18 protein-coding genes are annotated in these 18,674 nt (G+C 50.2%); 5 read left to right on the top strand and 13 right to left on the bottom strand.

What is annotated here, in order from left to right; translation table 11 throughout:
* Positions 1-24 precede the first annotated feature (24 nt).
* Positions 25-1,497: a hypothetical protein gene (locus N3Z11_RS00790; protein WP_260655233.1), complete on the bottom strand. Its 1,473-nt coding sequence runs from the start codon at positions 1,495-1,497 to the stop codon at positions 25-27.
* Between the two features lie 245 nt (positions 1,498-1,742).
* Between N3Z11_RS00790 and N3Z11_RS00795 the strand changes: the two genes are divergently transcribed.
* Positions 1,743-2,417, top strand: a complete 675-nt coding sequence (locus N3Z11_RS00795; RefSeq protein ID WP_260655234.1) for a DUF3334 family protein — start codon at positions 1,743-1,745, stop codon at positions 2,415-2,417.
* 7 nt (positions 2,418-2,424) lie between these two features.
* On the opposite strand, the gene N3Z11_RS00800 is transcribed toward N3Z11_RS00795, so the two are convergent.
* Genes N3Z11_RS00800 through N3Z11_RS00815 form a run of 4 tightly spaced genes read right to left on the bottom strand, consistent with a single transcriptional unit; the run spans position 2,425 to position 5,621 of the window.
* Positions 2,425-3,675, bottom strand: a complete 1,251-nt coding sequence (locus N3Z11_RS00800) for an ATP-binding protein (RefSeq protein ID WP_260655235.1) — start codon at positions 3,673-3,675, stop codon at positions 2,425-2,427.
* Position 3,676: 1 nt separating this feature from the next.
* Positions 3,677-4,369, bottom strand: coding sequence for a response regulator transcription factor (locus N3Z11_RS00805; protein ID WP_313771319.1), 693 nt, complete (start codon positions 4,367-4,369; stop codon positions 3,677-3,679).
* Positions 4,369-4,761, bottom strand: coding sequence for a DUF3019 domain-containing protein (locus N3Z11_RS00810; RefSeq protein ID WP_260655236.1), 393 nt, complete (start codon positions 4,759-4,761; stop codon positions 4,369-4,371). The genes N3Z11_RS00805 and N3Z11_RS00810 overlap by 1 nt, the downstream gene beginning before the upstream one ends.
* Entirely contained in the window at positions 4,761-5,621 is an 861-nt protein-coding gene (locus N3Z11_RS00815) for a MipA/OmpV family protein (protein ID WP_260655237.1), read from the bottom strand. Before N3Z11_RS00815 ends, N3Z11_RS00810 begins: the two co-directional genes overlap by 1 nt.
* A 163-nt stretch (positions 5,622-5,784) precedes the next feature.
* Here N3Z11_RS00815 and N3Z11_RS00820 point away from each other — a divergent pair, with 163 nt between their 5' ends.
* The 3 genes from N3Z11_RS00820 to rlmF all read left to right on the top strand — a co-directional run bounded on the left by N3Z11_RS00820 (position 5,785) and on the right by rlmF (position 8,199).
* Positions 5,785-5,997 carry a hypothetical protein gene (locus tag N3Z11_RS00820; protein WP_260655238.1) on the top strand — a complete coding sequence of 71 codons (213 nt, stop codon included), beginning with the start codon at positions 5,785-5,787 and terminating at the stop codon, positions 5,995-5,997.
* 184 nt (positions 5,998-6,181) lie between these two features.
* Positions 6,182-7,222 carry a LacI family DNA-binding transcriptional regulator gene (locus tag N3Z11_RS00825; RefSeq protein ID WP_260655239.1) on the top strand — a complete coding sequence of 347 codons (1,041 nt, stop codon included), beginning with the start codon at positions 6,182-6,184 and terminating at the stop codon, positions 7,220-7,222.
* An 11-nt stretch (positions 7,223-7,233) separates the two neighbouring features.
* The gene (gene rlmF, locus N3Z11_RS00830) at positions 7,234-8,199 is read left to right on the top strand and encodes a 23S rRNA (adenine(1618)-N(6))-methyltransferase RlmF (protein WP_260655240.1); all 966 of its coding nucleotides are present in this window, start codon (positions 7,234-7,236) and stop codon (positions 8,197-8,199) included.
* Between the two features lie 186 nt (positions 8,200-8,385).
* On the opposite strand, the gene N3Z11_RS00835 is transcribed toward rlmF, so the two are convergent.
* The 8 genes from N3Z11_RS00835 to N3Z11_RS00870 all read right to left on the bottom strand — a co-directional run bounded on the left by N3Z11_RS00835 (position 8,386) and on the right by N3Z11_RS00870 (position 18,136).
* Positions 8,386-10,815, bottom strand: a complete 2,430-nt coding sequence (locus tag N3Z11_RS00835) for a glucan 1,4-alpha-glucosidase (RefSeq protein WP_260655241.1) — start codon at positions 10,813-10,815, stop codon at positions 8,386-8,388.
* A gap of 37 nt (positions 10,816-10,852) precedes the next feature.
* Positions 10,853-12,349, bottom strand: coding sequence for an MFS transporter (locus N3Z11_RS00840; RefSeq protein ID WP_260655242.1), 1,497 nt, complete (start codon positions 12,347-12,349; stop codon positions 10,853-10,855).
* Between the two features lie 413 nt (positions 12,350-12,762).
* Positions 12,763-13,635, bottom strand: coding sequence for an HDOD domain-containing protein (locus tag N3Z11_RS00845; RefSeq protein WP_260655243.1), 873 nt, complete (start codon positions 13,633-13,635; stop codon positions 12,763-12,765).
* A gap of 126 nt (positions 13,636-13,761) precedes the next feature.
* Positions 13,762-14,748 (bottom strand): hypothetical protein, encoded by a 987-nt coding sequence (locus tag N3Z11_RS00850; RefSeq protein ID WP_260655244.1) that lies wholly within the window; start codon positions 14,746-14,748, stop codon positions 13,762-13,764.
* Between the two features lie 72 nt (positions 14,749-14,820).
* The gene (locus tag N3Z11_RS00855) at positions 14,821-14,976 is read right to left on the bottom strand and encodes a DUF2256 domain-containing protein (RefSeq protein ID WP_260655245.1); all 156 of its coding nucleotides are present in this window, start codon (positions 14,974-14,976) and stop codon (positions 14,821-14,823) included.
* 94 nt (positions 14,977-15,070) lie between these two features.
* Positions 15,071-15,535, bottom strand: a complete 465-nt coding sequence (locus N3Z11_RS00860; protein ID WP_260655246.1) for a hypothetical protein — start codon at positions 15,533-15,535, stop codon at positions 15,071-15,073.
* Between the two features lie 118 nt (positions 15,536-15,653).
* Entirely contained in the window at positions 15,654-17,540 is a 1,887-nt protein-coding gene (locus N3Z11_RS00865) for a M48 family metallopeptidase (protein WP_260655247.1), read from the bottom strand.
* 5 nt (positions 17,541-17,545) lie between these two features.
* On the bottom strand, positions 17,546-18,136 hold the full coding sequence (locus N3Z11_RS00870; protein ID WP_260655248.1) for a LemA family protein: 591 nt from the start codon (positions 18,134-18,136) through the stop codon (positions 17,546-17,548).
* A 210-nt stretch (positions 18,137-18,346) separates the two neighbouring features.
* Between N3Z11_RS00870 and glpE the strand changes: the two genes are divergently transcribed.
* Positions 18,347-18,670, top strand: coding sequence for a thiosulfate sulfurtransferase GlpE (glpE, locus tag N3Z11_RS00875; protein WP_260655249.1), 324 nt, complete (start codon positions 18,347-18,349; stop codon positions 18,668-18,670).
* Positions 18,671-18,674 lie beyond the last annotated feature (4 nt).

Here is an 18,674-nt window from a genome sequence, read left to right on the forward strand (position 1 = left end):
AGGATCCTGTTGTTGCGGCAAATATCAGTTGTCCAACAGTTCAGTGCGGTTCCACAGATTCTGGTGGCGGGGGTCGGCAAAAAATTCATCCGGATGCCAATAACGCGGTAATAACCGCCGCAACCGGCCTGGCGCAAAATCTGACGACAGCTTTTTTAAAATTTCCTGTAAGCGTTGCTGTGGTACCACTTCCAGCTGCTCCCGTGCCGGTTTGAAATACAGGTTAGAGGCCACGCTGATATGGCAGTTGGGCAGGTTGTTCCGATAATGCAGGTTACGGGTGACGATGCGGCACAACGGTGCTTCCGGCTGAGGCGGGTATAACGAATTCACAATAGCAAACTCGTACCTTTCCTGCGGTTGACCGCTGGCATCTCGGGGTAAAAACACAATACCGTAGCCCTGCGGAAAAATGCCGGTAATGCTCAGCAGCGACTGCACCATACGTTCATCATACTGCCCGGCCGCTGCGCCGGCTTTTAGGATCAGCGCCACTTTAGGCAATGCCTGGTAATCAAATCTGTTGCGCCCTGGTAGCACGGCAGAAGCGTACACCTGAGGAATTTTCAGCAGATTACCTACGCCTGTGCCCGGGTTGCCGGCATTTCTCAGCAAAGTTGCGGCAAAAGCCAGTTTATCCTGCTCATTTTTATCAAAGTTGTCGCGTTCGGCTCTGGAGTTACCCCGGTATTTGGGCGCACCTATGCCCTGCAATAAAAACTGCAGGCTGGCCTGTAAACTAATGTCGAGAAAACGGCTGCGCTCTTCGCTGTCTAATTCGCGGCTGCGTGGTAGTTTAGCTTCGGGCCCGGTCAGAATATGCAATGCGTCGGGGTGAGAATGGCCGACATCCTGTAATAACAACGCCATCAGCAACGGGATTTGTACATCATCGCGGAACGGACAATAGTCGCCCATGCCAGCACCCTGATTGCGTGCTTTGACTTTTTGCAGAATGTAATTGCTGCTGATCATACCTTGTTTCAGCAAATCGTCTAACAACCTTAAACTCAGTGTGGCTTTGTAAAAAGGTTTGTATTTTTGCTGCACAGTGGCAATTTGTTCACCTTCGCTTGGTGCCAGTAATTGCAGGGTGCCGAGCATTTTGGACGAACGTAAAATAGTCTCAGCTCTGCTGCTGCCTTCGGTCATTTGCAAAAACTGCTGACATAACAAATACAGCTGGCTGTAGTTGTTCAGACGTTTCTGCTCTTGTTTATCCTGTTCAGCGCGCAGAGCCTGCTGACATTGCTGCGCTTGCTGCACCAGCCGGGCTTCGGTTTTGGCACTGGCACCGCTTAATTGGCGCTGCGCCTGATCACAGGCTTGTTGCAGCATCGCCAGCGCATTTTTGTTTTGCTGTTGTTGCTGGAAAAACTGACTGGCCTGACCATACACCGAATGTTGAAACCTGCTGACAGACAACAAACTGCTGATGAGTTTTTTCAGCTGACGCACATAAGACTTGTCGGCATGGGGATCTACAGTCAGCTGCATCTGAGCTATTTCCTCTGCAAATCATCTGGTTAAAAAACAATGCCAACACCTTAGCGCAACAGCGGCTTTTCGCAAAGTGCTGTTTTGTCGCCAAAGACAGGACAATTCAGCAACAAAGTTGCATGCGCTCTGGTGGTGGCTTAGTATTTGAAGATTACCGAGCCTTAAGCTAAGTCGTTCATGTGACTGTTGATCTATGATCTTACATTCATCATTGTTGTAATCCGGGCCAGTTGGGAGCCTACATGAAAAAAAATAAAATCATTACCACAGAAGAGATCCTGTTAACGCTGTGTTCTTCTGTGACTCAGGTGCTGGCGGCTGCCGGCAATGCGCAGGTGGCTTATTCGCCGATGGTGCAGAAAATTCATAAAACCTGTCTGCGGCCAGATCTGGGTTGTTTTGTGTTATTTGACGGTGGTTTTTCCGGCCTGGTGATTATTAACTTCACCTCCGAAGCGGCAATGGAAATTTACCGTAAATACATGATGAGTATGGGTATGCCGGAGTCTGAGCTGGCGCAGTTCCACACTTCTGATGAAGTGGGCAACGTGATGGGTGAGCTGATGAACCAAATCGTCGGCGACTTTACCAACAGAGTGCGGGTGGATTTACAAACCTCTATTAACCAAAGCCAGCCAAAAATGATGGCCATCAATAAGCAGGTGCAGATTTTAATTAACACCCAGCTTGATCAGCCACAGGCAAGGCGGGTGACCTTCAGTACGCCGTCACATAATATTTTTTATATGGAACTGGCGATGGATAAAACCGAGTTTATCCAGCTGCATGACTTTGAAAAAGCCGAACACGAAAATGTTGACGACATTCTGGCCAATGCCAATCAGCAAACGCAGCCGGAACAGGCTGATGCCGATAATCTGGTCGATGACGACTTTTTATCCAATCTGGGTTTATAACAAGCCGTTATTTGTTGGGCTGCGGTTGTTTGAGTGGCAACCGCAGTTCAAACAAAGCGCCGCCGAGTTTTGAATCGCCAATGCTGATCTGGCCCTGATGCCAGCTGACAATACGGCTGACAATAGCCAGCCCTAAACCAAAACCACCATGACCTTTACTACGGCTTTCATCAAGTCGCACAAATGGCTGCAGAATCTTATCTCTTTGTTCCGGCGCTATCCCTGGGCCGTCATCTTCCACCCGGATGAGCAGCTGATTTTGCTGCTGGCTGAGTGTGAGCAGCACCTGCTGTTTAGCGTATCTTTTGGCATTCACCAGCAAATTCTGCAACGCCCGCTCCAGATAATGGGCATCACAACATAACCACAAGGTGTCCGGCTTTTGCAGCTTGATGGCCGCGCCCGGTAAAGGCGTTAGTTTTTCCACCAGATTATCGGCCAGCTCCGCCAGATTCACCTGCTCTTTGGTGAGTTGTACTGTCTGCGATTCCAGCCTGGCGTAATCGAGCATCTCGTCGACCAGCTGATCCAGCTCTTTGACATCCTGCAGCATGGCCTGTTTGTCGGCGGCAGCAATATTCTGCATTTCCAACGCAAAACTCAGCCGGGCCAAAGGCGTGCGCAGTTCATGAGACACCGCATGGGTCATTTCACGTTGCAGTGCCACCAGCCGGCGGATTTGCTCTGCCATTTGCTGGGCGCTGTTGGCAATTGGGGCTAACAACGAATGGGCTGGTAGCTTTTGTTCCGGCAGCTGCATGCCCTGGCCAAACTGTTTGAGCTGGCGCTGCAGTTGCTGAATATCACGCGCCAGCGGCCATAACCACAAGGCCACTGCAATGGCCAACAAAGCAAAAAATAATAAAGTAAAAAAATACCCCTGATGGCTGCTGGCTTCAATTTCAACCGGACCAAATTGCAGCAGCTGCTGTTCGTCATGGCTGTGGCGGTAAAAATACACTGTATTGCCGCTAAACAGCGGCACCAGTTGGCCGCGGCCGAGCGCCTGTTGTTCAGGTTCAGACCAGGCGATAGAGTTGATGGCGAGGATTTGCAGTGGTAACTCTAACTGGCCGGCAATTTGCTCGGCGCTGGCGTCGGGTTGATTCAGCTGTGAAGCCAGACTCTGACCCAGCACACTGACCCAGCCCGGCTGTTGTTGTGGCTGGCTTTGTTGCCACAGCCTGTCGACACTCCAGCCGATACCCAGCAACACCAGCAACATAAACAGATAAAAATGTAAAAACAGCCGCCGCATCTCAGTTCCAGGCGTCGGCAACAAACAGGTAGCCTTTACCCCAGACAGTTTTTATCCGAAATGGCGTGTCGGCGTTGTCGCCCAGTTTGCGGCGGATATGCGACACCCGCACATCGACAGTGCGGTCCAAACCATCGTATTCGCGGCCGATGATCTGTTTATGAATGGCTTCACGGCGCACGGTCTGGCCAGCATTTTTTGCCAGCATCCACAATAAATCAAACTCGTAACTGGTCAGCTCGACCAGCTGGCCGGCAAAATAAGCTTCGCGCGCTGATTGGCTCAGTTTCAGCTGGCCAAATTCCAGTTCGGTACTTTCCTGACTGCCGCCAGGCTGGCTGCGACGTAATAACGCATGAATACGCGCCAGCAACACCCTGGGTTCGACCGGTTTGATGACATAGTCGTCGGCGCCAAGTTCCAGACCAAGCACTTGGTCAATATCACTTTCTTTGGCGGTTAACATCAAAATAGGCTGTTTAAACCAGGGGCGGATAGTACGGCAGATAGCAAAGCCATCCATACCGGGCAACATCAGATCCAGTACTATCAAATGCGGTGCAAAGTCGCGGCAAGCCGCTTCAACCGCCAAACCATTGCTTTCCAGTCGCACCTCAAAACCCTGCTGCACTAAAAAACTCTGCACCAGTTGAGCCAGGCGTTGATCATCTTCCACCAACAAAATTTTGTTCATCAGAATACACTCCAGGGGGCTACCAGTCTGCGTCGCCGTTCCGGCTGGCGGCTTAACACTGTTAATTGCTGTTGCAGCAATACTTGTTGTTGCATATTGCGTAATTCAAGATTGGCGGGCCCGGTTAATGGCAGTTGTTGCTGCAACTGGCCCTGCTGACTGGCGGACCAGCACTGAAGCTTACGCTCATTCAGATAAGCGCAGGCCGACAGAGGCTCGGCACTTTGCCAGTCAAGCTGCAATGGCAGTTGACAGCTATTCTGCTGTTGATCAAGCAAACAGACTGTCGGTGCTACCTGCCAGCACAATCTTTGCGCACAGGGCGACGCCGCCTGCGCAGCAAAGCTGCACAGGCTTAATAAGATCACAACAACAGTGGTACGTCCTTGCATCAGAAAAATCGGTAAGTTACTCCTACAAACCAGCTCCGGATATTGTCTTCATTGACCAGCGGGCTATTGGTCATCGCATCATCCAGAAAACGATGCCGGTAAAACGCCAAAGCCGACCATTCCGAAGTGAGTGGATAACTCCAGGACAGTTTCAGCTCGGGTTGCCAGCTTGAACCGGTTTGATAATAACTGGAAAAATACTGTTCTTCAGCAACACCATAATAGGTATTGATCAAATCTGCGTTTTTCCACAACAAACTGCTGCTCAGTTGCCAGTGGCCAAAGCTGCTTTGCCAGCCGGTACTCAGGCTGATACTGGCATGCTGGCCATGATATTGCCCTGAAATATCATGCCACCAGTTGGCTCTGAGCTGTAAATTGGGTAAAAACCAGTCCAGCTGCACGCCGCCATCAACGGCTGTCGGGCGTTTGGTCAGGTTATCAATAGAAAGTTCGGGGGCGGCTGCCATTTTTTGCACAGGCCCGGCCAGACCCATTTCGCTGACCAGCGACTGGCTGAATAGATTGCCGGCGTCGGCACGGCGGAAATAACCCCGTTCTTCATTCAGCCGGCTGACCAGACTCAGTTGCCATGTCGAATTCAGCTGCCAGTTATAACCCAGGGTGCCATTGTCAAAAAACCAGTGTTGGCCGTAATAACTCAGGTCGGGGATCAGCCAAAGCGGAAAATTATGACCGCCATTGAGTGGGTTGGATCTGTGACCTGCCCCTGCTGCCAGCGCAAAACGCCATTGCCCCGGCTCAGTGCATTGGCCGGCCGTGGCATTGGTTTCTTGTTGGCATTCGTTGCCCCAGGCCCATAAAGGTAAAGTACAGGCGAGAACTAACAGCAGACGCATAGACTACAGCTCATCTTAGGAATACTCAGGCACTTTAGCATTTGCGCATGCTGAGCTTAAGTGCCAATAACAATGTTTCACAAAATGCAGGCAGATTTGTCACAGAGCTGTCGCGCTGTTTTTTTTACACTGCAACTCTGTTTTGAATAACCGGAGAACAACATTGTCTGACATTGAGCCACAACCTTGGTTGGTGATCCGCAATCAGCTGCTGGCTTTTGCCTTGTTAACCCTGCTGGGTTCTTGTGTGCATCTGCCTGGTCAGCAGCCGTCAGAGCGACAGAAAGTTGTGTTAAAGCACGATGTTTCAACCGCTGCTGCAACAGATTCCGTGGTAAATCCGGCTAATTCCGGTCGCGATTACAACTCCAGATAACAAACGAAGCTCGTATCAGCCTTGCCTTTGGGGCTTGGGTTATGGCACCTTAGCACTCCTTATGAACAGGAGTTTGCGCCTGTTCTGCTCGCAGTTCGGCAAAGTCTGAGGTAAGTGCGGTGTCAGTCTCCATCATCAGCAGCATTCATCCCCTGTCAGCAGTGGGTTTTGACGGGGCACAGCCATGAAAGGTAAAGCCACATCATTTGATATTGCTTATCAGGCCGGAGTCTCTCAATCGACGGTTTCCCGTGCTTTACGTGATAGCCCGGCGGTGAATCAGGAAACCAAAGATCGTATTTTTGCCATTGCCAAACAGCTCAATTACAAAGTGGATAAAAACGCCAGCAACCTGCGTAAACAACGCAGTGGTACTTTAGCGTTATTGTTGTTTGAAGATCCTACAGTAGACGATTCACAAATTAATCCGTTTTTTTTGTCGATGCTCGGTAGCATTACCCGCGCCTGCACGAAAAGAGGCCACGATTTATTGGTGTCTTTTCAGCAGCTGTGTGACGACTGGCATGCTGAGTACGAAGACAGTAAAAAAGCCGACGGCATTATTTTGTTGGGGTACGGCGACTTTATTGATTACGAAGAAAAGCTCAACCAGCTGCTGGCGCAAAAAACCCATTTTGTCTGCTGGGGTGCCAAGGTGCAGGGCCATCCGGAATTTACCATCCGCAGTAATAATCAGCAGGGTGGCCGGTTGGCTGGTGAACATTTGCTCAAGCTTGGCCGCAGCTCTTTTGCGTTTATTGGCAATGCTTCTGAACATAGCCCGGAATTTTTTGAGCGTTATCAGGGTTTTATTCAGGCGTTATCAACGCAGGATATTAAACCGGAAGCAGTACCACAGTTTGATGCTATCTCCACTGAACAAGCCGGTTTTGACGCCACCTTAAAGCTGCTGGCGGCAGGCCATCAACCAGACGCCATTTTTGCCGCCAGTGATTTGATTGCCATTGGTGTGATGCGCGCTTTGCAGCAACAAGGTATGCAGGTGCCGGCTGATGTGGCTGTGGTGGGGTTTGACGATATTCCGGTGGCGTCTTTTGCTTCGCCGGCACTGACCACTATTCAGCAAAACACTACGTTGGCCGGTGAAATGCTGGTGGTGAATCTGCTCAAGCTGATTGCGCAGGAAAATATCGAACAAACCGAAATTGAACCTAAAATCATAGTGCGCCGCTCTTGTGGAGCCGCACCAACTGACTCAATCTGACCTGCCTTTTTATGAAAAAACATTCTGCCCCGCAGCGCGCCAAGGCCGCTGCGGCCAAATTGCATCCGGCTAATCCGCATCAGCAGGGTTATGATATGACGGCGCTGCGTGCCACTTTGCCGGCGTTAACGCCTTTTTTGCAAACCACACCGGCCGGTAAGCTCAGCATCAATTTTGCTGATCCCAAAGCGGTGAAAACCTTAAATCAGGCCTTGCTGGCGCATCATTATGGCCTGACACACTGGGATTTACCTGAAGGTTATTTATGCCCGCCTGTACCGGGGCGGCTGGATTATCTGCTGTACCTGGCTGATTTATTACAACAAAACAATCAGGGTAAAAAACCGAAATTCAGTAAATTAACACTGCTGGATATAGGTTGTGGTGCCAATTTAATTTATCCGCTGCTGGCGGTAAAAACTTTCGGCTGTCAGGTGTTGGCTTCTGATATCAATAGCACCGCACTGGCCCATGCGCAGCAGCTGATCGACGCCCACCAGCTGGGCAATAACATTAAACTGCGCCAGCAAACGTCAGATCAGCATATTTTTGATCATCTGCTTAAACCGGGTGAATATCTGGACGTCACCTTATGTAACCCGCCTTTTCATCAGAGTGCGGCAGATGCCAGTGCCGGCAGTGAACGCAAAAGACAGAATCTGGGGCTGGGTGACGATGCTGCGGCGCTTAACTTTGCCGGTCAGGCGCATGAACTCTGGTGTGAAGGCGGCGAGCTGGCGTTTATCCGCCGGATGATAGAGCAAAGCAAAGCTGTTGCTTCCCAGGTGTTCTGGTTTAGCTGTCTGGTGTCCAAACAACAGCATGTGGCGCCGTTACAAAATGCCTTACAACAAGCCGGTGTTACAGCCCAACATCTGGTGGAAATGGCTCAGGGCAATAAACAAAGCCGTTTTATTGCCTGGACCTTTTTAACTGAAGCACAGCAACAGCTGTGGCGGCAACATCGCTGGCGCTGAATTTCCTGCCTGTAACGGACAATTAAAGCCTGACGACTAAAACCTCACAACTAAAACCTGACAACTGAAGTCTGATCGCTGAAGGCACAAGCCAGATCGACTGCCCAGCCCACAAAGAAAAAACCCCCGATGTTTGCATCGCTGCAAGACACCGGGGGCGGGAGAGCCGGTTTTGTCGAATAACCGTTATGGTTTGCTGTAACGCTGCTCAACCGGCGGGTATCTGTCCCATACCTGTTGATCGTTAAGCGAACGTAACAGTTTGATATATTCAGCATGGCTCCAGGCCAGTGGGGTAGCACCATTGGTACCTTCACCGGCGCTGTATTGATACACCGAATTATTGCCAACGTTATCAAACACTTGCTCTGGCAACATCATGCCTTCATTGGCAAATTGTTCCATTGCCTGCACATAGTTGTGACGCAGTGGCTGCAGATTTTCAGCGCTCAGTGGCTGTTGTTGCTGTTGTAGTACAGCCAGTTCATAGTGACCACGTTCACCGGAGAAAATTGGCCAGACCCGGCCCCGTTGTCCGGCGGTATTGCTGTCGTTAGGACCTTTGGCATAACCCATGCCGGTGTTGGTGTCTTCACCATAACCATCCAGACCATAACGGCGCCAGCCCGGTAAGGTACCTTCGATGCCGGCAAAGCTGAACTCATATTTGACGCGCAGGGCATCCGGCAGATTCTGATCGTCCAGCTCACCTAAGGTGGCCAGCACGGCCGGGTGATTGGCACTACGTACGCCATAACGCACCAGTTCCAGGAAACCACCGTCGACCACATCACTTTCGTTGATATTGCTGATGCCATTGCGATCAGCCAGTTTGCTCTGATCGTTTGGATCATCATTGCTGTTAATACGCAGATAATACTGACCATCACTCGGTGCTTTGTTCAAAGTGCCTTTAGTGGTGAAAGTTTTGGCTTCCAGGCCGGCGCTGTATTCATCGGCTTTGGTTAAATACAGTTCGGCAGATGCAGCATCACCACTTGCTTTGGCAATATCAGCCGCCACTACCAAACCGCTGATCACAGCGGCAATAGTCGAAGGTGAATAACCGCCTTGTTCTTCCCAGCGTTCCTGTTGGGTGGACGGCGGTGTTAAGTGAATGTCATTCCAATCCAGTTTGACATTGCCGCCTTTGGCCAGAAAATCGGCGGCAGGTTTGAGCATGCGCTGATACCAGTCTTTAAGCTCAGTTTCCGACAGCAAACCTTGTTGCCATAAACGCCAGCCCAGCATAATTGGCATAGCGGTTTGATCCAGCTGAATACCGACCCATTCCAGGGTGCCGTCAACATGGGTTTTTTGTAAAAACCAGCCCGGCGCGCCGACATAAGCCGGCGTTTTATCGCTGACCTGTACCTTGGTTAAATATTCAAAAGCTACTTTTGGGCTTTGTTCATCACCCAAAGCCAGCATCGCCATCGCTACCTGATAAAAGTCGCGTGGCCATACCGCTTTATAACCGGTTTGGCTTTGTTCGGCCGACTTTACATCACCCCAGGGATTCGACAAAGAGGCGATTAAAGCACCGGCATGGGTTTTATCTTCCTGTGCTTTGAGTACCATTGCACTGGTAAACAGCAGTTTGCCGTTGTCCATTGCCGTACCCGCCAGGGTGTTGAGCTGCGGCAGGCTTTGCAGATAATCTTCCCAGCCGATGGCATCACCCAGGCCGTTATATTCGGCTAACACCTGGTCTAAACCACGTTTAAAAGTTGCTTCAGCGGCTTGCTGGCTTTGCTCAGTACTGTCGCCAAAACCCAGTACCAAATCAAACTGACCGCTTTCGCCTTTGTTTACCGCAGGTAATTGTGCCAGAGCAGCCACATTACCTGCTTTGTCGCCGGTACTTTGGTAAATGTTGTTAAAGCTCTGGCTGGTTTTCAGTTCAGTGAGACCGTCGGACACGCCAACAAAACCTGTGCTGGCCTGGATAAAGGCCGGTTGGCTGATCAATGTCAAGGCTGAGCTGCCTTCAACCGCATGGATCTGGTTGTTTTTAATATAGGCTTTATCATTGCTGCCGGTGTTGCCAAGGGCAGGATCCAGATACACAAACAGCTGCAGATTATCGGCAAAAGCACGGAAATAACTGCGCACGACCAGACTTTGGCCCGATGGGTCAGTAAAAATATGTTTTTCAATTTCGTATTGGCCGTTTTTTGCTTTATTCACCACTTTATAAGCCAAAGACAAAGGCCGGCCGGCGGCATCTTTGTATAAATAATCAATGCTGGACACTGTGGCGGTTTTTTCTTCATCCACAAAACCAGCCCCTTTAACCACAAACTGCATTTCCCGTAACTGCGCCTGATGAATCAGGCCTGCCATGGTTTCAGTTACAACCCCTTGTGCCAGTGAAAACCATACTTTGGACACAGTGCCTGTGGCTGCCTCATTGCTGTAGGCACCTTTGTGATACTGCTCGTAAGAGCTGCCAATGCCCTGTTTACCGGCATAAGCCCAGGTTGAGGCTGCGCCGGGTGCGCCAGGCGCTGTGCTGTTGGTGGCGGCTGAGTCAGCAGCAGGTTGGCAGGCACTGAGCAGCAGTGCTGCGCTTAGGGCGGCAAAAGGAAATATGGGTTTTATCAGCGATTTCATCAGAAAATTCCGTGTGTTGTGCGCAAATGCGTCAGTTTTACATTGAGTGCTGCTGGCGTTTTACTTTGATAGTCAGCACATACAAGGCGGCAATCACCAGACTGGCGGCACCCAAAGCGAGGGCATAAATGGCCTGGCCGTCAAAAAACAGCTTTAACAAAGTGCCGAGCACTGAAGCGGCCAGCAGCTGGGGCAGCACAATAAAAAAGTTAAACATGCCCATATAAACGCCCATTTTCTGGCTTGGCAAAGCATCGGCCAACAGTGCATAAGGCAAAGACAAAATTGAAGCCCAGGCCACGCCGACGCCAATCATTGACAACCACAACAACGCCGGGTCTTTGATCCATAAAAACGACACTAAACCCAGAGCACCACAGAGCAAATTGATGCAATGGCTGATTTGTAATGAGGTACGTTTAACCACCCAGGGAATGATAATGGCGGCAACAGCGGCAAAACCGTTATAAATGGCAAATAACAAACCGACCCAGTCAGCGCCGTCGTTATAGGCGGCTGAGGTTGGGTCATTACTTCCGTAATGTACTGAAGTGACAGCAGCTGTGGTGTAAATCCACATGGAAAACAGCGCAAACCAGGAAAAAAACTGCACCACGGCCAGATGACGCATGGTGTTTGGCATGGTAAATAAGTCGTCGACAATCTGCACTAACATGCCGTTGCCTTGTTGGTTTTTCTGCGCGCTGACCAGCCACTGCAATAAACCAAAAGCCAGCAAACAGCCGCCCAGCACATACAGCTGTTTATCCAGACTATAAAACCAGACCAAAGCCACAGCTGCAGCGCCTATCAGGCTGAATACTGCGCCACTTCGCCAATAACGGGCCTTATTTTCGCTGGCAGGGGTAACTTCCTCTTCGGCTTCACCAAAGGCCTGCAGCTGCGCCGGGCTGTATTCGGTGGAGCGCATCACTGTCCAGAGCACGGCAGCAAACAGCACCACACCACCGGCGTAAAACGAATATTTCACTGAGTCAGGAATTTCACCGGCCGGCGCTGTATTGGCCACATCAAACCAGTTGCTGAGCATATAAGGCAGAGCAGAAGCTACCACGGCGCCAATACCAATAAAAAAGCTCTGCATCGAAAAACCAAGCGGGCGCTGCTGCTGGTTCAGATTGTCGCCAACAAAAGCACGGAAAGGTTCCATCGTGATGTTAATGGAGGCATCTAAAATCCACAGCATGCCGGCCGCCATCCACAAAGTGGGTGAATTGGGCATAAAAAACAGCGCCAGGGTGGTGAGCACTGCACCATAAAAAAAGTACGGACGACGCCGGCCCAGTTTATTCCAGGTGCGATCGCTGAAATAACCCACTACAGGTTGTACCAATAAACCGGTCAGCGGACCGGCGATCCATAAAATAGGAATTTCATCAATGCTGGCGCCCAAAGTCTGGAAAATCCGGCTGACGTTGCCATTTTGCAGGGCAAAACCAAACTGAATGCCCAAAAAGCCAAAACACATGTTCCAGATTTGCCAAAAACTGAGATTGGGCTTGTGTTGTTGCATTATGATTCCCCGTCAAAGTGCTTTGAGTCCGTTTTTCGGACTGCTGTTTTTTTGTTGTAGCTAGCATAGCAGACAGATTTTGCGTGCAGCGTGCACAAAGCAGCGGAAAGGTCCAAACAACAATAAGGCGGGTTTTACCCGCCTTTGTTGCCAGCTTTTTCTGCAAAAACATGTTGTTATGAAGTCGACTGGCGCCTGGTTTGCGCTCTTGTCTTCAGTTGCAAAACTACGATGCCTGCTTTGATAACGTGAATTGACTGTGACAACAAGATGAATACGTATTCAGACAGCGGCTATTGCCCAATACTGGTGCAGCTTTGCACCCTGTTGTGCCGCTATCGCGCGCCGCTGCGCAACGAGAGTGCAACGGCTGATGGCTCTTTTGCACTCTCGCGGAATATCAGCAGGAGGGACTAACGGTGATAGTGGTTTTCAACGCCGTTTTGCAATAAATAATCACCTAAATCCGGCATTTGCATTTCATCCAGCTCCAGAATATCCAGCACAGCTTCACCATACTGCTGCCATTCCTGCTCCAGGGTTACATCAAACAGGCTGGCTTCTTCGCCGGTCAGGTGCTCGGCCAGTTTTAAAATGGCAAACAGTCGTTTTTCATATAAATCAGTGGATAACAACACTGCATCCGGATTGTGATGGTTGGCAATTACATTAATAATTTCCGGCGCCAGACCCCAGGCCTGCGCTATCAGATAACCCAGAGTTTCATGGTTGGTATGGAAATATCTTTGTTCAATCTCGGTGTAGAGCATCTGATTGCTCAAACCGACTTTCAGCACCTTGGCGTAGTCGGGAAACTGCGCCTGGATCAGGCTGATACCGGCATTGTGAAATAAACCCAGGCTATAACAGTCATCGGCACAATCACTGCCCAGGCGCAGCTGCTGCGCTATCAGCATGGCGGCGCTGCCCACATTCATCGCGCTGTTCCATAGTTTGAGCGTAAAGGGGTCGCTGCGGCCGTCGCTTAAGGTAAAACGCAGCACCACACTGGTGACCAGTTTAATCACCCGGTTTAAACCCAGAAATTTACAGGCATGTTCAATAGAGCTGATTTTGCGGCGCAGGCCAAAATAAGCCGAGTTCACCACTTTGAGCGTAAAACCGGCAATGCCGATGTCCATATTAATCAGCGCGGCTATGGTGTTGATATCCGGATCTTCCAGTTCAATTTCCTGTTTGATCCTGAGCAATACGTCGGGTTGGGGCGGAATGGTAAAACCGGCCAAAGCATTTTCAACCAACGACATATCAATAGGCTTTACCATACAGCAGCTCCAGAGGAAAAATAAAAAAACAGTATATCCGCTCGTGTGAAGAACTGCAGTGGGGCTTTTGACAGAAAAACAAAAATTGGCAGGAAAACGGCAGCGCCAAAACGCTGCCGTTGCTTATTAACCTTTTAATTGTTTTATAAAGGTTTTTAATTCGTTACGCAGAGTTTTCTGCGCCGGTTCTTTTGCCAGTAACGGCGCTATGGTTTGTTCTGCTGCGGCTTTGTTCTGGCTTTTTAACTGAATTTGCGCCAGCCGCAATAATGCCCAGGAATAAGACGGATGGTCGCTGTCGCGGAAAAACTCAATAAAACGACTCAGCGCCTGCGCGCCTTTGTCAGGCTCAATACCTTCCACTGCAGCCAGGCGGCCCACCTGATACAAACTTTCATATTGTTTGCCGGGTTCGGTAAATAAAGCAGCAGCTTGCTGATGATAACTGCTGGCTTGCAGATGTTGTTTATCCATGCTCAGCAAAGTGGCATAACTTTGCAATAACTCGGCTTGTTGGGGTTGCTGCTCAATAGCGGTTTTTAACAGCTGCAGCGCTTTTTTCACATCATCCTGCTGCAACACTTTGGCTTTGGCCAGAGTGCCCTGTACCGCATCTTTTTTGGCAATAGCTTCTGCCACTTTATTGGCTTCATCGATATCACCACCGGCGATGCCGGGCGCTGCCGCATAAAAACTGACCAGTGCCTGCTGATATTTTATTTCATCCGGTTGAAGCGCAATGGCTTGTTGTAACAAGGCCAAACCGGCTTTGGCGCGACCCGGTGCCGAGAACAAACTGCCGGCCTGGGCCAGATTAAATTTATTGGCGGCCGACAGGTAAAACAATTCAGCGTCGGCCGGATATTGTTTGCGCTGCGCTTCCAGCAGGGGCTCTAAAGCTTCATCTTCGCCCAGTGACAGCATGCTTTTGTAATGCAGCAGTTGCAGTTGCGGCTGGCTGGCAAAGTCGGGCACGGCAGACAGCTGTTGTTGTAGCTTGCGGTATTGCTGACGCTCGAGCAGTGGCTGATAGGGGCTGAGATCAGTCTCAGCAGCGACAGCGCCACTGAGCAGGGCAGACATCAGCAGACTCAGCAGTAAAGTGGTTTTCATCAGAAGCTTCCTTGTTTTGCAAATCAGGTTATTCGACGTTAACACAAAGTAAATTGTTATTGTCGGTACAATTTACTTTGTGTTGTCACGAGGGTGGCGATTTTTTCTGCAACGTTCTGAACAATATTTCACCTGCGGCCAGTCGCGTTGCCATTTTTTGCGCCAGGCAAAAGCTTTACCACAACATAAGCAGATTTTTTCCGGCAAATGCAGTTTGTGATGGGCCATCTGAATTGTGTCTGAATAATAAGAGATACAGCAGCTTACGGAAAAAGGGCGGGGTTGGATTGCGCCCGGCAGCAAAAGGCCGGGCCAGCAAGGCTTAGGAGTCGAGGTAAGGGCGGCCGGCCATCATTTGTTGTGCCAGCTGCAATTCGGCATCGCTGTCGGATAACTGCAACTCGCCAAACTGCACATCAAACTGAATTAAGTCGTCCTGCGGCATGTTTTGCGCAATCAGTTTATCCGGCACCTGACCGACCTGGCGGTAAGCATTAATGGCCACCTGAGCGGCTTGTTCCATCAACATAAAAAAGTAACCCAGCGGGAAAGTGCGGAACACTTCGTGATCCAGCTGCGCCCAGCCTAACAGGTCGCCACTGATGCTGCCGTCGGCATGATCGGTAAATAACAACGAAACCGCAGGAAAAGGTGGGTTTTCACCTGAGCGGTATTCTTCAACATCCTGTTCGGTAAATAACAACACATAACCAAATGCCGGGCAGCCTTCGGCGTCCATATCATCAAAGGCAGCGTCGTAAACTAAAAACAGGCGTTGATCGGACATCAGGATGGATCCACTAACTAAAGGGCGCACATTCTACCTAAGGCAAGGCCAGAGCTAAAGAATAAATTCGCCGGCTCTGGCGGTTTTTTCGACATGCTGCGGCCTTAACTACCGGCCTTTAGCTTGACCAGGCGCTGGGTACTTTTGGGATCTCCAGTACCATCAGCAAGAGTTGCAGCAGTAACGCCTCGTTTTCATTGGTGTTTTTATCGGCAAGTACAGCAGCTTCCAGCATCTCGGCCAGTTGTTTTTTTAACATTGGCGCAGTGTGAATTAAATCCGGCAGCAGCTCTGACAATTGTGCCGGGCTGACGTCGGGCTGAGCTGTGTGAGCGTCTAACGCTACAGCGGCCAAACCAGCCTGCCAGGCCGATGTTGGCTCAGCACTTTGTTCAGCGCACAGGCTCAGCAATTGTAATGCCGGTTGTTGTACCTGATGAAAACGGCTGGCTCTGTCTTTTTTGTGCAGCAGCGAGCTGTCAAAGTGCACACCAATCCACAGCTGCAGATAAGCCAGCACACAGGACTCCAGCAAGTCTTGCCGGCCATCCGCTTTCACCATAGCCTCACAGAGTTCACTGAGTTCCCGAAACTGCCAGGCGGTCAGTTGTTTCAGGCTGGGGGCTATTAACTGCAGCAGCTGCAGTTTTTGCAAAGGTTGCAGCAGCTGTACCTGGTCGTACAAAGTGTCCACATCCTGCAATAAACCGTCCTGCCCCAGTTCTTTGATCAGATGCCAGTGTTTGGCCAGTTGCTCTGGCTGCACCAGACAGGCACATAACAAGGCCGGGGCTGAAGGCGCGTGTTGACTGCTGTGTAATAACAAGGCGGGTAAGGCGCTTAACAGCGCTGCTGCCTGCGGCTGTGATGGCCTGGCAGGCTGTGCAGTGGAGCTTGTCGTTGTGCTGCTGGCCGTTGTACTGGTGTCATTGCCTTTGCGACGTTTTTGCAGTTGTTCGGCATTTGGAAACTGGCCAAGCCAGCTGGGCTCAATTTTTTTAATCCGTTCTGCCAAAGGCGGGTGAGTGGCAAATAAGCTGGTCCAGCGGCTGACGGCTTCACCAAAAAATAAATGGCTCATTTCATCGGCATTGGGGTTTTGTACCCTGCTGCCAATACTGACTGCGCCTATGGCTTTGAGTGCGCCTGCTATGCCTTGTGGGTTACGGGTAAACTGCACCGCACTGGCATCAGCCAGAAATTCACGTTGCCGGCTGACGGCGGCTTTAATCAGGTTACCAAAAAAAGACCCCAGATAACCCAGCACCATTAACCCCAAAGCCAGACCAAGCAATCCACCACCATTATTTTTGCTGCTGCGCCCTGAGCTCAATACGGAAGAACTGCGGCCACTGCTACGCAGCAGGTAATAACCGGCGTGGCCAATAAATAAGATGCCATGCAACAGTGCAATCAGCCGGATATTCATCCGCATATCACCGTTCAGAATATGGCTGAACTCGTGAGCGACCACCCCTTGTAATTCGTCGCGGCTGAGTAAATCCAGGCAGCCCTGGGTGATGCCAATGACAGCGTCAGCCGGTGAATAACCGGCGGCAAAAGCATTAATAGATTTTTCCGGCAATAAATACACCGGCGGCACTGGTACTCCGGCAGCAATGGCCATTTCAGACACCACATTAAGCAGCACTTTTTGTTGTTCATTGGCATTGGCTTTAATCAACAATTCGCCGCCAAGCGCCTGTGCTACTACTCTGCCGCCTTTACTGAGTTCGGCCTGTTTCGACAAAATAACAATACTGATCACCAAAATCAGCACCAGACTGGTGATGCTGATGGCTTTCCACGGCAGGGCCGACCAAAACTGCGGATGTTGTGGGTTCAGCAACAAAGCGCTTTGTTCAGGTTGCATCACGCCCAAAGTGATACAAAGCAACAGATTCGTTAGCACTAACAGTGACAGCACCGCCAGACCGAATAAAAACACCAGCAGTTTTGTGTTGCGTCTGGCCTGGTCCTGCGCCTGAAAAAAATCGACTGCCATCGAAACTAGAAGCTCACTTTAGGTGCGGCCTGAATGGCCACAGTGTCGGCAAATTCCAGCAGTTTGGCGTCCTGCTGATGACCAAATACACCTGCTAATAACACGGGCGGGAAACTTTGTTTGTAGCTGTTATAGGCGGTGACTGCGTCGTTAAAGGCCTGACGGGCAAACGACACTTTGTTTTCAGTGGAGGTGAGCTCTTCCGAAAGTTGCAGCATATTTTCGTTGGCTTTTAAGTCCGGGTAAGCTTCCATCACCATATTAAATTTGCTCATGGCGCCTTGCAGTGTGGCTTCGGCGCTGGCCAGATGGCTGATGGCACCGGCATCTGACGGATTGTTAGCAGCAACTTTTAATTCAGCAAAAGCTGCGTTACGCGCCTGGATCACCGCTTCCAGCGTTTCCCTTTCATGCGACATATATCCTTTGGCAGTTTCCACCAGATTGGGGATCAGGTCATAACGGCGTTTGAGCTGCACTTCAATCTGGGCAAAGGCATTTTGAAAACGGTTTTTTAGTTTGACCAGCTGGTTAAAGATGCTGATGACGTATAACAACAATAAGCCAATGATCAATAACGTAATAAGGCTGCTCATAAAGTCTCCCTGCACTGAGTGCGAATAGTTGCGGCGAACAAAAAAATTACTCTAGCACCGTTAACATTAAATTAATAGCAAAGTGGCAGCAAGGCGCAAAACCGCAAAACAACAGGGCTTTGGCTGCTATTTTTTTGTGGTTGGGCTACTATGGCGCTCAGTACTGCCGGCCTGTAGTGGCCCGAACCATCCGAAGTTTTTGAGGTTGTTATGTCTGATTTTAAACATATTTCTATTGCTGAAACCTTTGCCAGATTACAACAAAAGCAAGTGGTAATTGCCGATATCCGCGATGAACAAAGTTTTAATGCCGGTCATATTGAAGGTGCCTATCACCTGACCAATACCAGTCTGCATCAGTTTACCCAGCTGCACGACTACCATACCCCTGTTGTGGTGGTGTGTTACCACGGCAATTCCAGCCAGGGTGCGGCGCAATATCTGGCGCAGCAGGGTTTTGAAGAGGTGTACAGCATGGACGGTGGTTTTGAAGGCTGGCGCCATAATTACCCTTTTAGTCGTGGCGAGGAATAACAGT

This window comes from Rheinheimera sp. 4Y26 (assembly GCF_025245835.1).
GTDB lineage: Bacteria > Pseudomonadota > Gammaproteobacteria > Enterobacterales > Alteromonadaceae > Pararheinheimera.